Origin of the sequence: Klebsiella sp. CTHL.F3a, from assembly GCF_019890895.1 — a bacterium.
GTDB lineage: Bacteria > Pseudomonadota > Gammaproteobacteria > Enterobacterales > Enterobacteriaceae > Klebsiella > Klebsiella grimontii.
In genome coordinates, this window is sequence record NZ_CP082360.1 from 1,689,192 (window position 1) to 1,711,783 (window position 22,592).

The window sequence follows — 22,592 nt, forward strand, 5'->3', positions numbered from 1 at the left end:
GGATAAGTTGTGAACGGTGAACTGATTTGGGTGTTATCTCTTCTTGCCGTAGCCGTCGTACTCTTTGCCACCGGAAAAGTGCGCATGGACGCTATCGCGTTGCTGGTGATTGTCGCTTTTGTCCTTAGCGGCACCTTAACGCTCAGCGAGGCCTTCTCGGGATTTAGCGATCCCAACGTTATCCTTATCGCCGCGCTTTTCATTATTGGCGATGGGCTGGTGCGCACCGGGGTTGCCACCAAAATGGGCTCCTGGCTGGTAAAGGTTGCCGGTAATAGCGAAACCAAAATGCTGGTCTATTTAATGCTAACCGTTGCCGGATTAGGCGCTTTTATGAGCTCGACCGGCGTGGTGGCCATTTTTATTCCCGTGGTGCTCAGCGTGTCAATGCGCATGAACACGTCACCTTCGCGGTTGATGATGCCGCTCAGTTTTGCCGGACTTATTAGCGGGATGATGACTTTGGTGGCAACACCGCCCAACCTGGTCGTCAACAGCGAGCTGTTACGCGAAGGGCTGCAAGGATTCAGCTTTTTTAGCGTCACGCCTATAGGCCTGGTGGTGCTGGTTCTGGGCGTTTTCTATATGCTGGTGATGCGCTTCATGCTAAAGGGGGACGAAGGCGAACAGGTCCGCGATGGCCGTAAGCGAAGCACCTTCCGCGATCTTATCAAAGATTATCATCTCACGGGGCGCGCGCGTCGCCTGGCCATTCGCCCCGGCTCGCCGATGATTGGCCAGCGCCTGGACGACCTGAAGCTACGCGAACGCTATGGGGCGAACGTTATCGGCGTTGAGCGCTGGCGGCGCTTCCGGCGGGTTATCGTTAACGTTAACGGCGTATCGGAGTTCCGCGCCCGCGACGTTTTGCTGATCGACATGTCGGCCTCCGATGTGGATTTACGCCAGTTCTGTGGCGAGCAAATGCTGGAGCCCATGGTACTGCGCGGCGAATACTTTTCCGATCAGGCGCTTGACGTAGGGATGGCGGAAGTCTCTCTGATCCCGGATTCCGAACTGATTGGCAAGACGGTGCGCGAAATCGCCTTTCGTACCCGTTTCGATTTGAACATTGTGGGTCTGAAACGCGATGGCAAAGCTCTTGACGGCGCGGTCACCGATGAAGCTTTGCAGCTTGGCGATATCATGCTGGTGGTGGGGAACTGGCGGCAGATAGCCCTGCTGGCCAAGCGAGGTCGTGACTTTGTGGTGCTGAATATGCCCATTGAGGTCAATGACGCCTCGCCGGCGCACAGCCAGGCGCCGCATGCGATTTTCTGTCTGGTGCTGATGGTCGCGCTGATGCTGACTGACGAAATTCCGAACCCCATAGCGGCGATCGTGGCCTGTCTGCTGATGGGTAAATTCCGCTGTATTAACGCCGAAAGTGCCTATAAAGCCATTCACTGGCCGAGCATTATTTTGATCGTCGGGATGATGCCTTTTGCTCTGGCGCTGCAGAAAACCGGCGGCGTTGATCTGGTGGTACAGGGATTAATGGACGTGGCGGGAAGTAAAGGACCGTACCTGATGCTTGGCTGTCTGTTTGTGATGTGCGCGGCTATCGGCCTGTTTATATCCAATACCGCCACCGCGGTGCTGATGGCGCCCATTGCGCTGGCCGCGGCAAAGTCGATGGGCGTTTCGCCTTATCCTTTTGCGATGGTGGTCGCCATGGCTGCCTCGGCGGCGTTTATGACGCCGGTATCGTCGCCGGTGAATACCCTGGTATTGGGGCCGGGTAAATACTCATTCAGCGATTTTGTCAAAATCGGCGTGCCGTTTACTATCCTGGTGATGGTGGTGTGCGTTCTGCTGATCCCGATGCTGTTTCCGTTCTGATTCAGCAACGTTCTTCCCCGGTCAGGCTGAGGCTGGCCGGGGAGTGATTATTTTATAAAGGCGAATCCTGGCTGATTTCATCAAGCGAAAGGTGGAAGCTCGGCACGAAAACATGCATAAAGTAGTCCATCTCAGCGCTGCGGCGCGATTCCAGCGTTTTCTCAAGGCGGCCTTTGGCCAGCAGAAATTCATTATTCCCCGCCGATAGCTCTTCCAGACACTTCAGGTAGGCACAAAGCGCATCGGCCTGCTTAACAAGGGATTTTTCCTCTTCGCTGTAGTGCTGTTCGTCGATGAGCGGCTCAAAAATATCGCGCAGTTCATCAGGAACCATATCGACCAGCTTCTGCTGGGCGATTTTCTCGATGGCTTTGTATTCTTGCGCGATCTGCGAGTTGAAATATTTTACCGGCGTCGGCAGGTCGCCGGTCAGGACTTCCGAGGCATCGTGATACATCGCCAGCAAGGCAATGCGCTCGGCGTTAACCTGACCGCCAAATTTACGATTTTTGATCGCCGCCAGCGCATGGGCCACCATCGCGACCTGTAAGCTGTGTTCGGAGACGTTTTCGGTGCGCACATTACGCATCAGCGGCCAGCGGTTGATCAGTTTCAGGCGGGAGAGGTGGGCAAAGAAATGACTCTGACTCATAGGAACCCTTAATCAGTTACAACGTCGGGTGACATTGTGCGCAGGGATTGCCGCCGGATGCAAATCCCGGCGGCTGGGTAGATGCAATCAGAGCTGGTGGTAGCCGGAAAGGAAACGGCCGAAACGGGTAATTGCCATTTCAAGATCGTCTTCGCGCGGAAGGGTCACAATACGCACGTGGTCCGGCCACGGCCAGTTAAAGGCGGTACCCTGAACCAGCAGGACTTTTTCCTGTAGCAGAAAATCGAGCACCATTTTTTGGTCATCGTGAATATTAAAGCGCTTAGCGTCGATTTTCGGGAACATATACAGCGCGCCTTTCGGCTTGGTGCACGATACGCCTGGAATGTCGTTAATCAGCTCCCAGGCGCGATTGCGCTGTTCATATAAACGCCCGCCTGGAACAATAAATTCGCTGATGCTCTGATAGCCACCGAGAGCGGTTTGGATCGCATGCTGGGCCGGGACGTTGGCGCACAGGCGCATAGAGGACAGCATTTCCAGGCCTTCGATATAGCCTTTTGCGTGTTTCTTCGGCCCGTTAAGCACCATCCAGCCCTGGCGAAAGCCGGCAACGCGGTAGGTTTTTGACAGGCCGTTAAAGGTCACGGTGAGCAGGTCCGGGGCCAGCGGCGCAATTGAGTGGTGCTGCGCCTCATCATAGAGGATCTTATCGTAGATCTCATCGGCGAAAATAATCAGATTATGCTGGCGGGCGATCTCGACGATCTCCATCAGCAGCTCTTTTGAGTAGACCGCGCCGGTTGGGTTATTCGGGTTGATAATCACGATACCGCGGGTACGCGGGGTGATTTTCGCGCGGATATCGTCGAGGTCCGGGAACCAGTCGGATGACTCATCGCAGAGATAATGCACCGCTTTACCGCTGGAAAGCGCGACCGCGGCGGTCCAGAGCGGATAATCCGGCGCCGGAACCAGCATTTCATCGCCGCTGTTCAGCAGCGCCTGCATGGCCTGAACGATAAGTTCGGAAACGCCATTGCCGATATAAATATCTTCGACCGTCACATCGCGCATGCCGCGAGCCTGGTAATGCTGCATGATGGCCTTACGTGCGGAATAGAGGCCCTTTGAATCGCTATAGCCCTGGGAAGTCGGGAGATTGCGGATGACGTCAACGAGGATTTCGTCAGGCGCGTCAAAGCCAAACGGCGCTGGGTTGCCGATGTTCAGCTTCAGGACTTTGTTGCCTTCTTCTTCAAGGCGTTTTGCCTCTTTCAGAACCGGGCCGCGGATGTCGTAACAGACGTTATCTAACTTGCTGGATTTTTCGATGGGGGACATGAACCTTGACCTTTTAGCTGTTATCGCCACTCCCTGCCGTGGAAGTCAGCACGGAATAATGTACTCCGCATCCCCGCTGTTTTGAAGGGTTAACAGGAGAAGATTTTGCTATTCATATTTTTTTGGATTAATTGATTTCTCTGGTGGGGTAGTGTTTTGTTTATACAATAAACCTTCAATGCTTTCATTGGTGGTCATAAATTGTGTTCTTTTCTAATTCTATAAACGTTTATCTGGTTTGTTGATTTGACGGGAATGCGTGCTTATTTCTTGCGCAAAAGCCGCGTCACTTTCTTATGTACGTTTAATTCACAATACACAGAATGTGTTAACAACTTTACCAGGTATTTTTAATGAAAAGCATTTAATTGATAAATGGGTTTTATTTTATGCAAGGAATATTCTTAGGTTTGTAATTTAATTAAAGTGCTGGTCAGCATTTAAAATTGCCTGAGATAATACTGATTAACGCTTATAAATATTGTGGTTTTCGGTTAGAATAACATCGTTAATACTGATATATGACTATGCCAGGTAGCCTGTTTCTTTATTAATACATTGTTATTGCAGGTTTTTGTTATCTTCCTGAGCGCTATGGCAAAGTTTGTCGCTGGTGCAGATGCAGGCAATGGTCATTGACGGCTATTTTTTGCGTCTCATCACAAAAAACAATGCGCCGTAATTAAAAGCGCTCAGGCATACGAGCAAAATATTACTCTGAAATTCCGCGCATTTGCTGCTGATGAGTGCTTTCTAATGCAATAACGTTCGTCCAGTTGTTCATCCGTCTGTCCGTGGCGGGTAACGCGAAGCTTAAGGATTAGCCGGAAACCTGGAGCACAGCATCAACAAGGCAGGTAAGCATTAGCCGCCTGAATGTGAAGCAAATATGATAAATGAAAATCGTTCGATACTAAATTTAGACCTCGACCTCTTGAGAACCTTTGTTGCCGTCGCCGATCTCAATACATTTGCCGCTGCTGCCGTAGCGGTATGCCGGACTCAGTCAGCGGTAAGCCAGCAGATGCAGCGGCTGGAGCAACTGGTTGGCAAAGAGCTTTTTGCTCGCCACGGGCGCAATAAGCTTCTGACCGAGCAGGGCATTCAGCTGTTGGGCTATGCGCGGAAGATTCTGCGTTTTAATGATGAAGCCTGTATGTCGCTAATGTTTGGCAGCCTGCAGGGAACGCTGACCGTGGGAGCCTCTGATGAGACAGCGGATACCATTTTACCGTGCCTGTTAAACCGGATTGGTAGTTTTTATCCCAGGCTGACGCTGGAAATCAAAGTCCTCAAACACCTTGATATCGTCGATATGTTGAAGAGTGGGGCAATCGATCTTGCGCTGACCACCCGACAAACCCAGGGGTCTGACATGCTGACGCTGCGCACGTCGCCAACGCTGTGGTACTGCGCAGCGGATTATGTCCTCCCTCAGGGCGAGTCTGTCCCGCTTGTTTTGCTGGATGCCCCGGATCCGTTTCGGGAAGAGATCGTAGAGGTACTCAACGCCGCCGGCATTATGTGGCATCTTTCCCATGCGGCAAGCTCAATGGCGGGGGTGAAGGCGGCGGTGAAAGCCGGGCTTGGCGTAACCGCGCAACCGGTAGAGATGATGAGCCCCGAATTTCGCGTACCGGGCCGGAGTGATGGTTTACCCGTGCTGCCGGATACCCACTACATGCTGAACTGCAATCCGCAGAAGGCAAGCGAGCTGACGCAGGCCATTTTTCAGTCGCTGAGCGCAGAGTACCAGCCGTGGTCCACGCCACGCGTTTATACCCCTGAAGGGGGAGATAATTCCCTTATTTCCTGAGCGGGAAAAGCTAACAAACATCACAAAAACTGGTAACAAAATGTAAGTGTAAAAACGAACCCCAGACGTGTGAAATCGCCGCTGCGGTTCGTTTTTTTCAAATTTTATTGATTAATAGAAAGTTTTGTTGATATCTTTTGAGCTAAATCAGTAAGTTAGAACTGCTCCTCCTCTCATTTCTCGACTTTTCTCTGCACTTTCAATACTTCCTGCTAATGTTAAAAAACCATCTGGTTTGTTGCTGTTTTCTTGGTTGAATTAACAAAAGCGTGTCGCAGATCAAGAAAATACCCCTCCTTAGGGGGAGGAATCGTGTCTGAATCCTGTCAAAATAGGCGGGTCATTTTGATTTACGGCGGAAACGGACACGATTCAACAACACTAAAGCCGAACAGTATGCAAGGTTATTCCGCATGAAAGGGCATTTAATGTTAATGAAAAAAATCCAATGTAAATTAATGTTGTGAAAACTTTTGTTAAAGTTGACAAAAGGTTAATGAAAGGAGTAAAAAGCCACCGCAACTGGCCTTCCACATCACCCAGGGACGCTTTTTTGCACGGCTATTTTTTTATTCCTCCCCGTGAAACGCTGTGGCGTTCATCTGCCAGTAAGAGCAGAGGGTTTTAGCGCTACACTTTTTTGGTTAAGCAATGCGTATGTCAACATCCACTGAAGTCATCGCTCATCATTGGGCATTCGCTATATTTCTCATCATCGCTATCGGCCTGTGCTGCCTGATGCTCGTCGGCGGCTGGTACCTTGGCGGACGCGCGCGCGCGCGAAGCAAGAACACGCCGTTTGAATCCGGGATCGACTCCGTCGGTTCGGCTCGCTTACGTCTTTCTGCGAAGTTTTATCTGGTTGCCATGTTCTTCGTTATCTTTGACGTGGAAGCCCTGTATCTCTACGCATGGTCGACCTCTATCCGTGAAAGCGGTTGGGTCGGCTTTGTGGAAGCCGCAATTTTCATTTTAGTGCTACTGGCTGGTCTGGTTTACCTCGTTCGTATTGGCGCTCTGGACTGGACGCCTGCGCGCTCCCGTCGCACGCTGGTTAACCCGGAAACAGACAGTCCCACTAACCGTCATACGCAGTAAAAGCGAGGCAATAAGATGGATTATACGCTCACCCGCATCGATCCTAACGGTGAGAACGACCGTTACCCCCTGCAAAAACAGGAGATCGTAACCGACCCCCTGGAGCAAGAAGTCAACAAAAGCGTGTATATGGGGAAACTCGAACACGCCTTGCATGACATGGTGAACTGGGGCCGTAAGAACTCAATCTGGCCTTACAACTTCGGCCTTTCTTGCTGCTACGTGGAAATGGTGACGTCATTCACCGCGGTGCATGACGTTGCGCGCTTTGGTGCAGAAGTATTACGTGCCTCCCCGCGTCAGGCTGACCTGATGGTGGTCGCCGGCACCTGCTTTACCAAAATGGCGCCGGTCATTCAGCGTCTTTATGACCAGATGCTGGAGCCGAAGTGGGTTATCTCGATGGGCGCATGCGCCAACTCCGGCGGAATGTACGATATTTACTCTGTCGTGCAGGGCGTGGATAAGTTTATTCCGGTCGATGTTTACATCCCGGGCTGCCCGCCGCGTCCGGAAGCGTATATGCAGGCGCTGATGCTGCTGCAGGAATCCATTGGTAAAGAACGTCGTCCGCTCTCTTGGGTGGTAGGCGATCAGGGCGTTTATCGCGCCAATATGCAGTCGGAACGCGAGCGTAAACGCGGCGAACGTATTGCAGTGACCAATCTGCGGACTCCGGACGAGATTTAACTTGCGCCTGCGGGCGGGATGAAAACTTCGCAAATCAATCTACTACAGCGCGAAGTCTCGCCGGCAGTCACCACGGACCTTTTGCAATGGTGAACAATATGACCGATTTAACCGCGCATGACGCCGCACCAGCCTGGCAAACCCGCGATCACCTTGATGACCCGGTGATCGGCGAACTGCGCAACCGTTTTGGGCCGGATGCCTTTACCGTTCAGCCCACCCGCACCGGCGTTCCGGTGGTTTGGGTGAAGCGCGAACAGCTGCTTGAGGTGGGTGATTTCCTGAAGAAGTTGCCGAAGCCTTACGTGATGCTGTTTGACCTGCATGGCATGGACGAACGTCTGCGCACGCACCGCGATGGTTTACCCGCCGCGGATTTTTCCGTTTTCTATCACCTGATTTCAATCGACCGCAATCGCGACATCATGCTCAAGGTTGCATTGTCTGAAAACGATCTGCATCTGCCGACCTTCACCAAACTGTACCCGAACGCCAACTGGTATGAGCGTGAAACCTGGGAGATGTTTGGCGTCACCTTCGATGGTCACCCGAATCTGCGCCGCATCATGATGCCGCCGACCTGGGAAGGCCACCCGCTGCGTAAAGACTACCCGGCGCGCGCAACCGAATTTGACCCGTTTGAGCTGACCAAAGCCAAACAGGATCTGGAAATGGAAGCGCTGACTTTCAAACCGGAAGAGTGGGGCATGAAGCGCGGGACCGAAAACGAGGACTTTATGTTCCTTAACCTCGGCCCGAACCACCCCTCCGCGCACGGTGCGTTCCGTATTATTTTGCAGCTTGATGGCGAAGAGATCATCGACTGCGTTCCGGATATCGGCTACCACCACCGCGGCGCTGAGAAGATGGGTGAGCGCCAGTCCTGGCACAGCTACATTCCGTATACCGACCGTATTGAATACCTCGGCGGCTGCGTTAATGAGATGCCGTACGTGCTGGCGGTGGAGAAACTGGCGGGAATAACCGTACCGGATCGCGTCAATGTCATCCGTGTAATGCTTTCCGAGCTGTTCCGTATCAACAGCCATCTGCTGTACATCTCCACCTTTATCCAGGACGTCGGGGCGATGACGCCGGTGTTCTTTGCCTTTACCGACCGCCAAAAGATCTACGATCTGGTGGAAGCGATTACCGGCTTCCGTATGCACCCGGCCTGGTTCCGTATCGGCGGCGTCGCGCACGACCTGCCCCGCGGTTGGGATCGCCTGCTGCGTGAATTCCTCGAGTGGATGCCGAAGCGTCTGGATTCCTATGAAAAGGCCGCGCTGCGCAACTCCATCCTGATCGGTCGTTCGAAAGGGGTTGCCGCCTACAACGCCAAAGAAGCGCTGGAGTGGGGCACCACCGGCGCGGGCCTGCGCGCGACCGGCATCGGCTTCGACGTGCGTAAATGGCGTCCTTATTCTGGCTATGAAAACTTCGACTTTGAAATCCCGACCGGCGGTGGCGTCTCCGACTGCTACACCCGCGTGATGCTGAAAGTGGAAGAGCTGCGCCAGAGCCTGCGCATTCTTCAGCAGTGCCTCGATAACATGCCGGAAGGCCCGTTCAAGGCGGATCACCCGCTGACGACGCCGCCGCCGAAAGAGCGCACGCTGCAGCATATCGAAACCCTGATTACGCACTTCCTGCAGGTTTCCTGGGGCCCGGTCATGCCGGCGCAAGAATCCTTCCAGATGATTGAAGCGACCAAGGGTATTAACAGTTACTACCTGACCAGCGACGGCAGCACCATGAGCTACCGTACCCGCGTGCGCACGCCAAGCTTCGCACACCTGCAGCAGATCCCGGCCGCTATTCGCGGCAGTCTGGTCTCCGACCTGATTGTCTATCTGGGTAGTATCGATTTTGTTATGTCAGACGTGGACCGCTAATTATGCACGAGAATCAACAACCACAAACCGAGGCTTTTGAGCTGAGTGCGGCAGAGCGTGAGGCGATTGAGCACGAAAAGCACCACTACGAAGACCCGCGTGCGGCGTCCATTGAAGCGCTGAAGATCGTTCAGAAGCAGCGCGGTTGGGTGCCGGACGGCGCAATCTACGCTATCGCCGATGTGCTGGGGATCCCGGCCAGCGACGTAGAAGGCGTGGCGACCTTCTACAGCCAAATATTCCGCCAGCCGGTAGGCCGTCACGTGATTCGCTACTGCGACAGCGTGGTGTGCCATATCACCGGGTTCCAGGGCATTCAGTCGGCGATCGAGAAGAAGCTGGATATCAAACCGGGTCAAACCACCTTTGATGGCCGCTTCACTCTGCTGCCGACCTGCTGCCTGGGCAACTGCGACAAGGGGCCGACCATGATGATTGATGAGGACACTCACAGTTATCTGACGCCGGAAGCGATTCCTGACCTCCTGGAGCGGTATAAATGAAAACCATTATTCGTACTGCCGAAACCCATCCGTTAACCTGGCGTCTGCGCGACGACAAACAGCCGGTATGGCTGGATGAATACCAGAGTAAAAACGGCTACGCCGGGGCGCGTAAAGCGCTCTCCGGCATGGCGCCGGATGAAATCGTCACTGCGGTAAAAGACGCCGGCCTGAAAGGGCGCGGCGGCGCGGGCTTTTCCACCGGTCTGAAGTGGAGCCTGATGCCGAAAGACGAGTCCATGAACATCCGTTACCTACTGTGTAACGCCGATGAAATGGAACCGGGCACCTATAAAGATCGCCTACTGATGGAACAGCTGCCGCACCTCCTGGTGGAGGGCATGCTGATCTCCGCGTTCGCGCTGAAAGCCTACCGCGGCTATATCTTCCTGCGCGGCGAATATATCGAAGCGGCGCAGCACCTGCGCCGGGCCATTGCCGAAGCGACCGAAGCGGGTCTGTTGGGTAAAAATATCCTTGGCACCGGTTTTGACTTCGAACTGTTTGTGCACACCGGGGCAGGGCGCTATATCTGCGGCGAAGAAACCGCGCTGATCAACTCCCTCGAAGGCCGTCGCGCCAACCCACGTTCGAAGCCGCCGTTCCCGGCCAGCTCCGGCGTCTGGGGGAAACCGACCTGCGTAAACAACGTTGAAACCCTGTGCAACGTTCCGGCGATTCTGGCCAACGGCGTCGAGTGGTATCAGAACATCTCTACCAGTAAAGACGCCGGCACCAAGCTGATGGGCTTCTCTGGCCGAGTGAAGAACCCGGGCGTCTGGGAGCTGCCGTTCGGCACCACCGCGCGCGAAATTCTGGAAGATTACGCGGGCGGCATGCGCGATGGTCTGAAGTTTAAAGCCTGGCAGCCGGGCGGCGCGGGCACTGACTTCCTGACCGAAGCGCATCTCGACCTGCCGATGGAATTCGAAAGCATCGGTAAAGCGGGTAGCCGTCTGGGCACCGCGCTGGCGATGGCGGTTGACCACGAAATCGGCATGGTATCGCTGGTGCGCAACCTGGAAGAGTTTTTCGCCCGAGAGTCCTGCGGCTGGTGTACGCCCTGCCGTGACGGCCTGCCGTGGAGCGTGAAAATTCTGCGCGCTCTCGAGCGTGGCGAAGGCCAGCCGGGGGATATCGAGACGCTTGAGCAGCTGTGTCGATTCCTCGGTCCGGGTAAAACCTTCTGCGCGCACGCGCCGGGTGCGGTTGAGCCGCTACAGAGCGCGATTAAATATTTCCGCGAAGAATTCGAAGCTGGCATTAAACAGCAGTTCAGCAATACCCATGCAATCAACGGGATTCAGCCGAACCTGCTTAAGACGCGCTGGTAATGTATCCACAAAATCATTCAGGTTGCCTCTACGTTGGCTGCCTGAATGAATAAGTGGAAAAGATTTTTTTACTTTGGAAGCACGCTAATGGCTACGATTCATGTAGACGGCAAAGAGTACGAGGTCAACGGAGCGGACAACCTGCTAGAAGCTTGTCTCTCTTTGGGCCTGGATATTCCATACTTTTGCTGGCATCCGGCGCTAGGGAGCGTCGGTGCTTGCCGCCAGTGTGCGGTGAAGCAATATCAGAACGCGGAAGACACGCGTGGCCGCCTGGTGATGTCCTGTATGACACCGGCATCCGACGGCACTTTTATTTCCATCGACGACGCAGAAGCGAAGCAGTTCCGCGAAAGCGTAGTTGAGTGGCTGATGACCAACCACCCGCACGACTGTCCGGTGTGCGAAGAGGGCGGCAACTGCCACTTGCAGGATATGACCGTAATGACCGGTCATAGCTTCCGTCGCTACCGCTTTACCAAGCGTACTCACCGCAACCAGGATCTTGGGCCGTTCATCTCTCACGAAATGAACCGCTGTATCGCCTGCTACCGCTGCGTTCGCTATTACAAAGATTATGCAGACGGCACCGATCTTGGCGTTTATGGCGCTCACGACAACGTCTACTTCGGACGCCCGGAAGACGGGACGCTGGAAAGCGAGTTCTCCGGCAACCTGGTGGAAGTCTGTCCGACCGGCGTGTTTACCGATAAAACGCACTCCGAGCGTTATAACCGTAAATGGGACATGCAGTTTGCGCCAAGCATCTGCCAGCAGTGTTCCGTCGGCTGTAACATCAGCCCCGGCGAACGCTATGGCGAACTGCGTCGTATCGAAAACCGCTATAACGGTACCGTTAACCGCTACTTCCTCTGCGACCGCGGTCGTTTCGGCTACGGCTATGTGAATCTCAAAGACCGTCCGCGTCAGCCGGTTCAACGCCGCGGCGACGATCTGATTACCCTTAACGCCGAGCAGGCGATGCAGGGTGCGGCGGATATTCTGCGTCAGTCGAAGAAAGTAATCGGTATCGGCTCTCCGCGCGCCAGCCTCGAAAGCAACTTCGCGCTGCGCGAACTGGTCGGCGCCGGGAACTTCTATACCGGCATTGCTAAAGGTGAACAAGAACGCCTGCAGATGATGCTGAAAGTGCTGCGCGATGGCGGTATTCATACCCCGGCGCTGCGCGAGATCGAATCCTACGATGCGGTGCTGATCCTCGGCGAAGACATCACCCAGACCGGCGCGCGTATCGCGCTGGCGGTGCGTCAGGCGGTGAAAGGCAAAGCGCGTGAAATGGCGGCGGCGCAGAAAGTCGCCGACTGGCAGATCGCCGCGATCCTTAACATCGGCCAGCGCGCGAAGCATCCGCTGTTTGTCACCAATATTGATGACACCCGCCTCGATGACATCGCCGCATGGACCTACCGCGCGCCGGTGGAAGATCAGGCGCGCCTCGGTTTTGCCATCGCCCATGCGCTGGACGAAAGCGCCCCGGCGGTAGAAGGGCTGAGCGGCGAGCTGAAAGGCAAAATTGACGTGATCGTTCAGGCGTTAGCCGGAGCGAAAAAACCGCTGATTGTCTCCGGAACCAACGCCGGCAGCATTGAAGTTATTCAGGCGGCGGCCAACGTGGCGAAAGCCCTGAAAGGTCGCGGCGCCGATGTCGGCGTGACGATGGTCGCCCGCGCGGTCAACAGCGTTGGCCTCGGCATGATCGGCGGCGGCTCGCTTGAAGAAGCGCTGAGCGAACTGGAAACCGGCTCTGCCGATGCGGTTATCGTGCTGGAAAACGACCTGCACCGCCACGCTTCAGCCGCCCGCGTTGATGCGGCGCTGGCGAAAGCGCCCCTGGTGATGGTGGTTGACCATCAGCGTACGGCGATTATGGAAAAAGCGCATCTGGTGCTCTCCGCGGCAAGCTTTGCGGAAAGCGACGGTACCGTGGTCAACAACGAAGGTCGCGCCCAGCGCTTCTTCCAGGTTTACGACCCGGCCTACTACGACGCGAAAACCGTAATGCTGGAGAGCTGGCGCTGGCTGCACTCATTGCACAGCACCGTGAACAACCGTCAGGTTGACTGGACCCAGCTGGACCACGTGATTGACGCCGCCATTGCCGCCCTGCCGCAGCTGGCCGGGATCAAAGACGCCGCGCCGGATGCGACCTTCCGCATTCGCGGCCAGAAGCTGGCCCGTGAACCGCACCGCTACAGCGGTCGTACGGCCATGCGTGCCAACATCAGCGTGCATGAACCCCGTCAGCCGCAGGATAAAGACACCATGTTCGCCTTCTCCATGGAAGGGAACAACCAGCCGTCCGCGCCGCGCTCGCAAATTCCGTTTGCCTGGGCTCCGGGCTGGAACTCACCGCAGGCGTGGAACAAGTTCCAGGATGAAGTGGGCGGTAAACTGCGCCACGGCGATCCGGGCGTGCGTTTGATTGAAGCTTCCGCCAGCGGTCTTGAGTACTTTACCGCGGTACCAGCAAGTTTCCAGGCAGAAGACGGGAAATGGCGTATCGCGCCTTACTACCATCTGTTCGGCAGCGACGAGCTGTCGCAGCGTTCTCCGGTATTCCAGAGCCGCATGCCGCAGCCGTACGTTAAGCTGAACCCGGCAGATGCCGCGAAGCTTGGGGTGAACGAAGGTGCAATGGTCTCTTTTAGCGTTGATGGCCAGGCGCTTAGCCTGCCGCTGGTGATTTCGGCGGGTCTGACGGCAGGGCAGGTTGGCTTACCGATGGGCATGCCAGGGATTGCGCCGGTGCTGACCGGAGCGCGTATTGATACTCTGCAGGAGGCGAAAGCATGAGTTGGTTAACTCCCGATCTCATCGACATTCTGTTAGGCATCCTTAAAGCGGTAGTGATTCTACTGGTGGTGGTCACCTGCGGCGCGTTTATGAGCTTCGGCGAACGTCGTCTGCTGGGCCTGTTCCAGAACCGTTACGGACCTAACCGCGTGGGCTGGGGCGGTTCGCTGCAGCTCGTCGCCGACATGATCAAGATGTTCTTTAAAGAGGACTGGGTTCCGCGCTTCTCGGATCGCGTGATCTTTACTCTGGCGCCGGTGATCGCCTTTACTTCGCTGCTGCTGGCCTTCGCCATCGTGCCGGTCAGCCCGACGTGGGTGGTGGCCGATCTGAATATCGGCATTCTGTTCTTCCTGATGATGGCAGGCCTGGCGGTCTATGCGGTACTGTTCGCCGGCTGGTCGAGCAACAACAAATACTCGCTGCTTGGCGCGATGCGTGCTTCTGCCCAGACCCTGAGCTACGAAGTGTTCCTCGGGCTTTCCCTGATGGGCGTGGTGGCGCAGGCCGGTTCATTCAACATGACCGATATCGTCAACAACCAGGCGCATCTGTGGAACGTCATCCCTCAGTTCTTTGGCTTCGTGACCTTTGCGATTGCGGGCGTAGCGGTATGTCACCGTCATCCGTTTGACCAACCGGAAGCGGAACAGGAGCTGGCCGACGGTTATCACATCGAATACTCCGGCATGAAGTTCGGTCTGTTCTTCGTCGGTGAATATATCGGGATTGTCACCGTATCGGCGCTGATTGTGACGCTGTTCTTCGGCGGCTGGAATGGCCCATGGTTACCTCCTTTCATCTGGTTCGCGCTGAAAACCGCGTTCTTTATGATGATGTTCATTTTGATCCGCGCATCATTACCGCGTCCGCGTTATGACCAGGTAATGTCCTTTGGCTGGAAGGTATGCCTGCCGTTAACGCTGATCAACCTGTTGGTAACGGCGGCTGTCATTCTCTGGCAGGCGCAATAAGGGGTGAATTGACCATGACCTTAAAAGAATTATTGGTAGGGTTTGGCACCCAGGTCCGCAGTATCTGCATGATCGGGATGCACGCCTTTGCCAAACGAGAAACTCGGATGTACCCGGAAGAGCCGGTATATCTGCCGCCGCGCTACCGTGGCCGCATCGTGCTGACGCGCGATCCGGACGGCGAAGAGCGCTGCGTTGCCTGTAACCTGTGTGCGGTAGCCTGTCCGGTAGGCTGTATCTCTCTGCAAAAAGCGGAGACCAAAGACGGTCGCTGGTACCCGGAGTTTTTCCGCATCAACTTCTCGCGCTGTATTTTTTGCGGCCTGTGCGAAGAAGCGTGCCCGACCACGGCGATTCAGTTGACCCCGGACTTTGAGCTGGGCGAATACAAACGTCAGGATCTGGTGTACGAAAAAGAGGATCTGCTGATTTCCGGTCCGGGTAAATATCCGGAATATAACTTCTACCGGATGGCGGGTATGGCAATCGACGGCAAAGATAAGGGCGAAGCAGAGAACGAAGCTAAGCCTATCGACGTCAAGAGCCTGTTACCGTAAGGAGAGGGCAATGGAATTCGCTTTTTATATCTGTGGCCTGATAGCCATCCTCGCAACCCTGCGGGTGATCACCCACACCAATCCGGTGCACGCGCTGCTGTACCTGATTATTTCGCTGTTGGCGATTGCCGGGGTGTTCTTCTCGTTAGGGGCCTACTTTGCCGGTGCGCTGGAAATTATTGTCTACGCCGGGGCCATTATGGTGCTGTTCGTGTTCGTGGTGATGATGCTCAATTTGGGCGGCAGCGAAATCGAACAGGAGCGTCAGTGGCTGAAACCCGGGATCTGGATTGGTCCAGCCATTCTTTCCGCGGTGCTGCTGGTGGTGATCGTTTACGCCATTCTCGGCGTTAACGATCAGGGTATCGACGGCGCGGCGATTAACGCCAAAGAGGTGGGTATCGCGCTGTTTGGGCCGTACGTACTGGCGGTGGAGCTGGCCTCCATGCTGCTGCTTGCGGGCCTGGTTGTCGCCTTCCATATCGGCCGTGAAGAACGCGCCGGGGAAGTGCTGAGCAACCGTCCGAACGACAGCGATAAAAGAAAAACGGAGGAACACGCATGATCCCCTTAACACATGGACTGATCCTCGCCTCTGTCCTGTTTGTCCTCGGCCTGACGGGGCTGGTTATCCGCCGCAATCTGCTGTTTATGCTGATTAGCCTGGAGATCATGATCAATGCCGCCGCGCTGGCTTTCGTGGTTGCAGGGAGCTACTGGGGCCAGACCGATGGCCAGATAATGTATATCCTCGCCATCACGCTCGCCGCCGCGGAAGCGAGTATCGGCCTGGCGCTGCTGCTGCAGCTCCATCGTCGTCGCCAGAACCTGAACATCGATTCAGTAAGTGAGTTGCGCGGATGAACATGCTTGCCTTAACCATTCTTTTGCCATTGATTGGCTTTGTTTTGCTGGCCTTCTCCCGTGGCCGCTGGTCGGAAAATTTATCCGCCACCGTGGGTGTGGGCTCGGTAGGCCTGGCGGCGCTGGTCACGGCGTTTGTCGGCGTTGACTTCTTCGCCAACGGCAAACAGGCGGTCAGCGTACCGCTGTGGACCTGGATGTCGGTCGGCGACTTCAACATCGGCTTCAATCTGGTGCTGGACGGCCTCTCTCTGACTATGCTGTCCGTGGTCACCGGCGTCGGCTTCCTGATCCACATGTTCGCCTCCTGGTATATGCGCGGTGAAGAGGGTTACTCCCGCTTCTTCGCCTATACCAACCTGTTTATCGCCAGCATGGTCGTTCTGGTGCTTGCGGATAACCTGCTGCTGATGTACCTCGGCTGGGAAGGCGTGGGCCTGTGCTCCTATCTGCTGATCGGCTTCTACTACACCGATCCGAAGAACGGCGCGGCAGCGATGAAAGCGTTTGTGGTGACCCGCGTCGGCGACGTATTCCTGGCGTTCGCGCTGTTCATTCTCTACAACGAGCTGGGCACCCTGAACTTCCGCGAAATGGTCGAACTGGCGCCTGCGCACTTCGAAGCAGGTAATAACATGCTGATGTGGGCAACCCTGATGCTGCTGGGCGGCGCGGTGGGTAAATCTGCCCAGCTGCCGTTGCAGACCTGGCTGGCGGACGCGATGGCGGGTCCAACCCCTGTCTCCGCGCTGATCCACGCCGCGACCATGGTCACCGCCGGTGTTTATCTGATTGCTCGAACTCACGGCCTGTTCCTGATGACCCCGGAAGTACTGCATCTGGTGGGGATTGTCGGGGCGGTGACGCTGGTACTGGCAGGTTTTGCCGCCCTGGTGCAGACCGATATCAAACGCGTACTCGCGTATTCCACCATGAGCCAGATTGGCTACATGTTCCTCGCGCTTGGCGTGCAGGCATGGGATGCGGCAATTTTCCATCTGATGACCCATGCGTTCTTTAAAGCGCTGCTGTTCCTGTCGTCCGGTTCGGTGATTCTCGCCTGCCATCACGAACAGAATATCTTCAAGATGGGCGGCCTGCGTAAGTCAATTCCGCTGGTATACGTCTGCTTCCTGGTAGGGGGCGCCGCGCTGTCCGCGCTGCCGCTGGTGACTGCCGGCTTCTTCAGTAAGGATGAGATTCTGGCGGGCGCGATGGCGAATGGTCATCTTAATCTGATGGTCGCCGGTCTGGTCGGGGCGTTTATGACCTCCCTGTACACCTTCCGTATGATTTTCATCGTGTTCCACGGTAAAGAACAAATTCACGCTCATGCAGGGAAGGGGATTACCCATCATCTGCCGCTGATTGTGCTGCTGGTGCTCTCGACCTTTGTTGGCGCGCTGATTGTGCCGCCGCTGGAAGGCGTGCTGCCGCAGACCACCGAGCTTGAACACGGACGCGTCATGACGCTGGAAATCGCCTCCGGGGTGATTGCCATCGCCGGCATTCTGATTGCCGCCTGGCTGTGGCTGGGTAAACGCACGCTGGTGACGTCGATTGCCAACAGCGCGCCGGGTCGTCTGCTCGGTACCTGGTGGTACAACGCCTGGGGCTTTGACTGGCTGTATGACAAAGTGTTCGTTAAGCCGTTCCTCGGCGTGGCGTGGCTGCTGAAGAGCGATCCGCTGAATGCCCTGATGAACATTCCGGCGATCCTTTCCCGCTTCGCAGGCAAAGGCCTGGTGGTGAGCGAGAATGGCTATCTGCGCTGGTATGTTGCTTCTATGGGCATCGGCGCGGTCGTGGTGCTGGCGCTGCTGATGGTATTGCGTTGAGTTTGTTGGCTGGTTGAACGATTGCCGGATGGCGCTGTGTTTATCCGGCCTACAAACCCAAAATTATTTTTAGAATTCGTTTAAAATCTGTTCCTGAAGTACAGGCGTCATCGGCGAAGTCAGATCGGAGACCGCCAGCGCAGATCGACCGGAGCGTACTTGAGTACGTGAGGATGATTCGCGAAGCTCACCCCTACGGGGCCGTCCTTACGGACGTTCGAAACGCGCTGCGTTTTGTGTGAGCACTGGCAGGATTCGGGCTGGCGAGCGAGATAGCCTGAGCAGGAGTAAAATATAAGGGACATACTTAGCTATGTTATTACCCTGGTTAATACTAATTCCCTTCATCGGCGGCTTCCTGTGCTGGCAGACTGAACGCTTTGGCGTGAAGATGCCGCGCTGGATCGCGCTGATCACTATGGGATTGACGTTTCTGCTTGGCCTGCAGTTGTGGATGCAGGGCGGCTATTCTCTCACGCAATCTACCGGTATTCCGCAGTGGCAGTCGGAATTCGTGATGCCGTGGATCCCGCGATTCGGTATTAGCATTCATCTGGCTATCGACGGTCTGTCGCTGCTGATGGTGGTGCTGACCGGGCTGCTCGGCGTGCTGGCGGTGCTCTGTTCATGGCGCGAAATTGAAAAATATCAGGGCTTTTTCCATCTTAACCTGATGTGGATCCTCGGCGGCGTGATCGGCGTATTCCTGGCTATCGACCTGTTCCTGTTCTTTTTCTTCTGGGAAATGATGCTGGTGCCGATGTACTTCCTGATCGCGCTGTGGGGCCATAAGGCCTCCGACGGTAAAACGCGTATCACGGCGGCAACCAAGTTCTTCATTTATACCCAGGCGAGCGGGCTGGTGATGCTGATTGCCATCCTGGCGCTGGCGTTTGTCCACTTCAACGCTACCGGCGTGTGGACCTTCAACTATGAAGAACTGCTGAAAACCCCGATGTCCCACGGCGTGGAATACATGCTGATGCTGGGCTTCTTTATCGCTTTCGCGGTAAAAATGCCGGTGGTTCCGCTGCACGGCTGGCTGCCGGATGCGCACTCTCAGGCGCCGACCGCCGGTTCTGTTGACCTCGCGGGGATCTTGTTGAAAACCGCGGCCTACGGCCTGCTGCGTTTTGCGTTGCCGCTGTTCCCGAACGCTTCCGCCGAATTTGCCCCTATCGCCATGTGGCTGGGCGTCATCGGTATTTTCTACGGCGCGTGGATGGCCTTCAGCCAGTACGATATCAAGCGTCTGATTGCTTACACCTCTGTTTCCCATATGGGCTTCGTGCTGATTGCTATCTACACCGGCAGCCAGCTGGCTTACCAGGGCGCGGTGATTCAGATGATTGCCCACGGCCTGTCCGCTGCTGGCCTGTTTATTCTTTGCGGCCAGCTGTACGAGCGCCTGCATACGCGCGATATGCGTCAGATGGGCGGCCTGTGGAGCAAAATTAAGTGGCTGCCGGCGCTATCGATGTTCTTTGCGGTCGCGACCCTCGGGATGCCGGGTACCGGTAACTTCGTCGGCGAATTTATGATTCTGTTCGGCAGCTATAAAACCGTACCGGTGATTACTATTATTTCTACCTTCGGTCTGGTGTTCGCTTCCGTGTACTCGCTGTCGATGCTGCATCGCGCGTACTTTGGTAAAGCAAAAAGCGAAATCGCCGCGAAAGCGTTGCCGGGAATGTCCCTGCGTGAACTGTCGATCATCCTGCTGCTGGTTGTTCTGCTGGTGCTGCTGGGCTTCTTCCCACAGCCGATTCTGGACACCTCGCACTCTGCGATGAGCAACATTCAGCAGTGGTTTGTTAATTCTGTTTCTACTACAAGGCCGTAATTCGCCATGACAATAACTCCACAACAACTGATCGCACTGCTACCGCTGCTGATCGTCGGCTTGACGGTGGTGGTTGTGATGCTCTCCATTGCGTGGCGACGCAATCATTTCCTCAATGCCACGCTGTCGGTTCTCGGCCTGAACGCCGCGCTGATATCACTCTGGTTCGTGGGTCAGAACGGAGCGATGGACGTCACGCCGTTGATTCGCGTAGATGGCTACTCGATGCTCTACACCGGGCTGGTGCTGCTGGCGAGCCTCGCCACCTGTACTTTCGCCTACCCATGGCTTGAGGGTTACAAGGACAATAAAGAAGAGTTCTATCTGCTGGTGCTGATTGCCGCGCTGGGCGGCATTCTGCTGGCGGGCGCTAACCATCTGGCGGCGCTGTTCCTCGGCATCGAACTGATTTCGCTGCCGCTGTTCGGCCTGGTCGGCTACGCCTTCCGCCAGAAACGCTCGCTGGAAGCCAGCATCAAGTACACGATTCTGTCCGCGGTTGCCTCTTCGTTCCTGCTGTTCGGTATGGCGCTGGTTTATGCCAATTCCGGTAACCTTTCGTTCCTGGCGCTCGGTAAGAGCCTGACGGATGGCATGCTGCACGAGCCGCTACTGCTGGCCGGTCTTGGTCTGATGATTGTCGGCCTTGGCTTTAAGCTGTCGCTAGTGCCTTTCCACCTGTGGACGCCGGACGTTTACCAGGGTGCGCCTGCGCCGGTCTCCACCTTCCTGGCGACCGCCAGTAAGATCGCCATCTTCGGCGTGGTGATGCGTCTGTTCCTCTATATGCCGGTTGGCGGCAGCGAGGCGGTACGCGTGGTGCTGGGCCTGATCGCCTTTGCGTCGATTATCTTCGGTAACCTGATGGCGCTGAGCCAGACCAATATCAAACGTCTGCTCGGCTACTCATCCATTTCCCATCTTGGCTACCTGCTGGTGGCGCTGATTGCCCTGCAGAGCGGCGACATGTCGATGGAAGCGGTGGGGGTTTACCTGGCCGGTTACCTGTTCAGCAGCCTCGGCGCGTTCGGCGTGGTGAGCCTGATGTCCAGCCCGTACCGCGGCCCGGATGCCGATTCGCTCTACTCCTACCGCGGCCTGTTCTGGCATCGTCCGATTCTGTCGGCGGTGATGACGGTGATGATGCTGTCTCTTGCCGGTATCCCGATGACGCTAGGCTTTATCGGTAAATTCTACGTGCTGGCGGTAGGTGTGCATGCGCACCTGTGGTGGCTGGTCGGGGCGGTAGTGCTGGGTTCAGCGATTGGCCTCTACTACTACCTGCGCGTGGCGGTGAGCCTCTATCTGAGCGCGCCGGAGAAACTGAATCGCGATGCGCCGTCTAACTGGCAGTACAGCGCCGGGGGCATCGTGGTGCTGATCTCCGCGCTGTTGGTGCTGGTGCTGGGCGTATGGCCGCAGCCGTTAATCAGTATCGTACAGTTGGCTATGCCGCTGATGTAATGATATTGGTCGTGGGTAAAAAGGATCGCTTCGGCGATCCTTTTTTTATCTGCGCGAAAACGGTGGGCTCTACTCTTTAATATTTTTTGTAATATTCATGCTTTTTATCATATTAAGCTCACTTTACATTTCCACTCATCCTCTTATTTTCCGTACTATTATTACTACGCACAATGTTGTGTTTTGTAGATGGAGAAAATGAATGAAAACAAGGCGTAAGCATTTGACCGTCGGGGAGGTTCAGCGTTTGGTTGAAGCCGCCAGGCGGGGGGCTAACCCGGAACGCGATGTCTGTTTACTGTGGATGTGTTTTAATCATGGGTGTCGGGTGAGCGAAATTCGCCACTGGAAGCTCTCTGATATCGATATTCAAAGTGGGGTCATTTATATTCGTCGGCTGAAAAATGGCTTTTCAACCACGCATCCTATTTACAAACAAGAGGTAAAGGTACTCAACGAGTGGCTGCGCGTGCGTAATAATTACCCCGGGAATAATTCCGGCTGGCTCTTTTTATCACGAAATGGCCAGCCTTTATCCCGCCAGAGAATATATCAGATGATGAAAAATCTGAGCCTTGTTGCTCAGTTGGAAATCAATGCGCATCCGCATATGCTGCGCCACGCGTGCGGTTTCGCGCTGGCGAATAACGGGGTGGATACACGATTAATCCAGGATTTCCTTGGACACCGGAATATTCAGCATACGGTTATCTATACGGCAAGTAATGATGCAAGATTTAGAGAGGTTTGGTAAATGGAATAGTCATTTTGTATCAAACTGACTCCTATGCTATCCACAGGTGGTAACAATGTCAATTTATGATTAACAATATTTTTTATTATTACTTTCATGTGGTTATATTAAATATAGGTGTCATTTATTTTCTTGGTTTCTTTAATTGGCTTCATGTATGGTTTGTGCCTCTTCCCACTCTTTAGTTTTTTATCGTGTTTATTAGGCTTTTCCCTGGTAAATATGAAATAAAAAATGCCTTCCCTGGCGATATATATTTCAATTAATTGAAGTGGTCAAATTGATACATAATGACCACTTCGTAATATTATATCCATTTCATGGGTCAATGTTTTGTTGCGTTATTAGT

At 55.0% G+C, this 22,592-nt stretch carries 18 protein-coding genes; 16 read left to right on the plus strand and 2 right to left on the minus strand.

The features are described 5' to 3' along the window. The first annotated feature begins 9 nt into the window (after positions 1-9). On the plus strand, positions 10-1,842 hold the full coding sequence (locus K7H21_RS08140; RefSeq protein ID WP_004123147.1) for an SLC13 family permease: 1,833 nt from the start codon (positions 10-12) through the stop codon (positions 1,840-1,842). Positions 1,843-1,894: 52 nt separating this feature from the next. Here the strand turns inward: K7H21_RS08140 and yfbR are convergent, their stop codons facing one another. Further along, the gene (gene yfbR / locus K7H21_RS08145) at positions 1,895-2,494 is read right to left on the minus strand and encodes a 5'-deoxynucleotidase (RefSeq protein WP_004123145.1); all 600 of its coding nucleotides are present in this window, start codon (positions 2,492-2,494) and stop codon (positions 1,895-1,897) included. Positions 2,495-2,581: 87 nt separating this feature from the next. Further along, on the minus strand, positions 2,582-3,799 hold the full coding sequence (gene alaA, locus K7H21_RS08150) for an alanine transaminase AlaA (protein WP_004123143.1): 1,218 nt from the start codon (positions 3,797-3,799) through the stop codon (positions 2,582-2,584). A gap of 889 nt (positions 3,800-4,688) precedes the next feature. On the opposite strand from alaA, the gene K7H21_RS08155 reads away from it, so the two are divergent. The 15 genes from K7H21_RS08155 to K7H21_RS08225 all read left to right on the plus strand — a co-directional run bounded on the left by K7H21_RS08155 (position 4,689) and on the right by K7H21_RS08225 (position 22,243). Beyond that, the gene (locus K7H21_RS08155; RefSeq protein WP_142445920.1) at positions 4,689-5,615 is read left to right on the plus strand and encodes a LysR family transcriptional regulator; all 927 of its coding nucleotides are present in this window, start codon (positions 4,689-4,691) and stop codon (positions 5,613-5,615) included. 651 nt (positions 5,616-6,266) lie between these two features. Next, positions 6,267-6,713 (plus strand): NADH-quinone oxidoreductase subunit NuoA, encoded by a 447-nt coding sequence (nuoA, locus tag K7H21_RS08160; RefSeq protein ID WP_004123140.1) that lies wholly within the window; start codon positions 6,267-6,269, stop codon positions 6,711-6,713. A 15-nt stretch (positions 6,714-6,728) separates the two neighbouring features. Continuing rightward, complete coding sequence (nuoB, locus tag K7H21_RS08165; protein WP_002913178.1) at positions 6,729-7,403, plus strand: NADH-quinone oxidoreductase subunit NuoB; 675 nt, start codon at positions 6,729-6,731, stop codon at positions 7,401-7,403. 86 nt (positions 7,404-7,489) lie between these two features. Next, entirely contained in the window at positions 7,490-9,298 is a 1,809-nt protein-coding gene (gene nuoC / locus K7H21_RS08170) for an NADH-quinone oxidoreductase subunit C/D (protein ID WP_004123133.1), read from the plus strand. 2 nt (positions 9,299-9,300) lie between these two features. Next, positions 9,301-9,801 (plus strand): NADH-quinone oxidoreductase subunit NuoE, encoded by a 501-nt coding sequence (gene nuoE, locus K7H21_RS08175; protein ID WP_004104075.1) that lies wholly within the window; start codon positions 9,301-9,303, stop codon positions 9,799-9,801. After that, positions 9,798-11,135, plus strand: a complete 1,338-nt coding sequence (gene nuoF, locus K7H21_RS08180; protein ID WP_112165583.1) for an NADH-quinone oxidoreductase subunit NuoF — start codon at positions 9,798-9,800, stop codon at positions 11,133-11,135. Before nuoE ends, nuoF begins: the two co-directional genes overlap by 4 nt. An 87-nt stretch (positions 11,136-11,222) precedes the next feature. Further along, positions 11,223-13,949, plus strand: coding sequence for an NADH-quinone oxidoreductase subunit NuoG (nuoG, locus tag K7H21_RS08185; protein WP_004123129.1), 2,727 nt, complete (start codon positions 11,223-11,225; stop codon positions 13,947-13,949). Continuing rightward, a complete protein-coding gene (gene nuoH, locus K7H21_RS08190) occupies positions 13,946-14,923 on the plus strand; it encodes an NADH-quinone oxidoreductase subunit NuoH (protein ID WP_004104068.1) in 978 nt (325 codons plus the stop codon). The genes nuoG and nuoH overlap by 4 nt, the downstream gene beginning before the upstream one ends. A 14-nt stretch (positions 14,924-14,937) precedes the next feature. Then, entirely contained in the window at positions 14,938-15,480 is a 543-nt protein-coding gene (gene nuoI / locus K7H21_RS08195; protein ID WP_004104066.1) for an NADH-quinone oxidoreductase subunit NuoI, read from the plus strand. Positions 15,481-15,490: 10 nt separating this feature from the next. Beyond that, positions 15,491-16,045, plus strand: coding sequence for an NADH-quinone oxidoreductase subunit J (gene nuoJ / locus K7H21_RS08200; RefSeq protein WP_004123127.1), 555 nt, complete (start codon positions 15,491-15,493; stop codon positions 16,043-16,045). After that, complete coding sequence (nuoK, locus tag K7H21_RS08205) at positions 16,042-16,344, plus strand: NADH-quinone oxidoreductase subunit NuoK (protein ID WP_004104062.1); 303 nt, start codon at positions 16,042-16,044, stop codon at positions 16,342-16,344. The genes nuoJ and nuoK overlap by 4 nt, the downstream gene beginning before the upstream one ends. Beyond that, complete coding sequence (nuoL, locus tag K7H21_RS08210) at positions 16,341-18,182, plus strand: NADH-quinone oxidoreductase subunit L (RefSeq protein ID WP_004123124.1); 1,842 nt, start codon at positions 16,341-16,343, stop codon at positions 18,180-18,182. Before nuoK ends, nuoL begins: the two co-directional genes overlap by 4 nt. 313 nt (positions 18,183-18,495) lie before the next feature. Beyond that, entirely contained in the window at positions 18,496-20,025 is a 1,530-nt protein-coding gene (gene nuoM, locus K7H21_RS08215) for an NADH-quinone oxidoreductase subunit M (protein ID WP_004870953.1), read from the plus strand. A 6-nt stretch (positions 20,026-20,031) separates the two neighbouring features. Continuing rightward, positions 20,032-21,489: an NADH-quinone oxidoreductase subunit NuoN gene (nuoN, locus tag K7H21_RS08220; RefSeq protein WP_004123120.1), complete on the plus strand. Its 1,458-nt coding sequence runs from the start codon at positions 20,032-20,034 to the stop codon at positions 21,487-21,489. A 202-nt stretch (positions 21,490-21,691) separates the two neighbouring features. Then, positions 21,692-22,243 (plus strand): tyrosine-type DNA invertase, encoded by a 552-nt coding sequence (locus tag K7H21_RS08225; RefSeq protein WP_004123118.1) that lies wholly within the window; start codon positions 21,692-21,694, stop codon positions 22,241-22,243. Positions 22,244-22,592 lie beyond the last annotated feature (349 nt).

Coding starts and splice junctions, on each gene's coding strand:
- nuoK (WP_004104062.1), top strand. CDS start 16,042: ATGATCCCCTTAACACATGGACTGATCCTCGCCTCTGTCCTGTTTGTC.
- nuoC (WP_004123133.1), top strand. CDS start 7,490: ATGGTGAACAATATGACCGATTTAACCGCGCATGACGCCGCACCAGCC.
- yfbR (WP_004123145.1), bottom strand. CDS start 2,494: ATGAGTCAGAGTCATTTCTTTGCCCACCTCTCCCGCCTGAAACTGATC.
- nuoL (WP_004123124.1), top strand. CDS start 16,341: ATGAACATGCTTGCCTTAACCATTCTTTTGCCATTGATTGGCTTTGTT.
- nuoJ (WP_004123127.1), top strand. CDS start 15,491: ATGGAATTCGCTTTTTATATCTGTGGCCTGATAGCCATCCTCGCAACC.
- nuoI (WP_004104066.1), top strand. CDS start 14,938: ATGACCTTAAAAGAATTATTGGTAGGGTTTGGCACCCAGGTCCGCAGT.
- nuoG (WP_004123129.1), top strand. CDS start 11,223: ATGGCTACGATTCATGTAGACGGCAAAGAGTACGAGGTCAACGGAGCG.
- nuoM (WP_004870953.1), top strand. CDS start 18,496: ATGTTATTACCCTGGTTAATACTAATTCCCTTCATCGGCGGCTTCCTG.
- nuoE (WP_004104075.1), top strand. CDS start 9,301: ATGCACGAGAATCAACAACCACAAACCGAGGCTTTTGAGCTGAGTGCG.
- nuoH (WP_004104068.1), top strand. CDS start 13,946: ATGAGTTGGTTAACTCCCGATCTCATCGACATTCTGTTAGGCATCCTT.
- K7H21_RS08225 (WP_004123118.1), top strand. CDS start 21,692: ATGAAAACAAGGCGTAAGCATTTGACCGTCGGGGAGGTTCAGCGTTTG.
- nuoF (WP_112165583.1), top strand. CDS start 9,798: ATGAAAACCATTATTCGTACTGCCGAAACCCATCCGTTAACCTGGCGT.
- alaA (WP_004123143.1), bottom strand. CDS start 3,799: ATGTCCCCCATCGAAAAATCCAGCAAGTTAGATAACGTCTGTTACGAC.
- nuoA (WP_004123140.1), top strand. CDS start 6,267: ATGCGTATGTCAACATCCACTGAAGTCATCGCTCATCATTGGGCATTC.
- K7H21_RS08155 (WP_142445920.1), top strand. CDS start 4,689: ATGATAAATGAAAATCGTTCGATACTAAATTTAGACCTCGACCTCTTG.
- nuoN (WP_004123120.1), top strand. CDS start 20,032: ATGACAATAACTCCACAACAACTGATCGCACTGCTACCGCTGCTGATC.
- nuoB (WP_002913178.1), top strand. CDS start 6,729: ATGGATTATACGCTCACCCGCATCGATCCTAACGGTGAGAACGACCGT.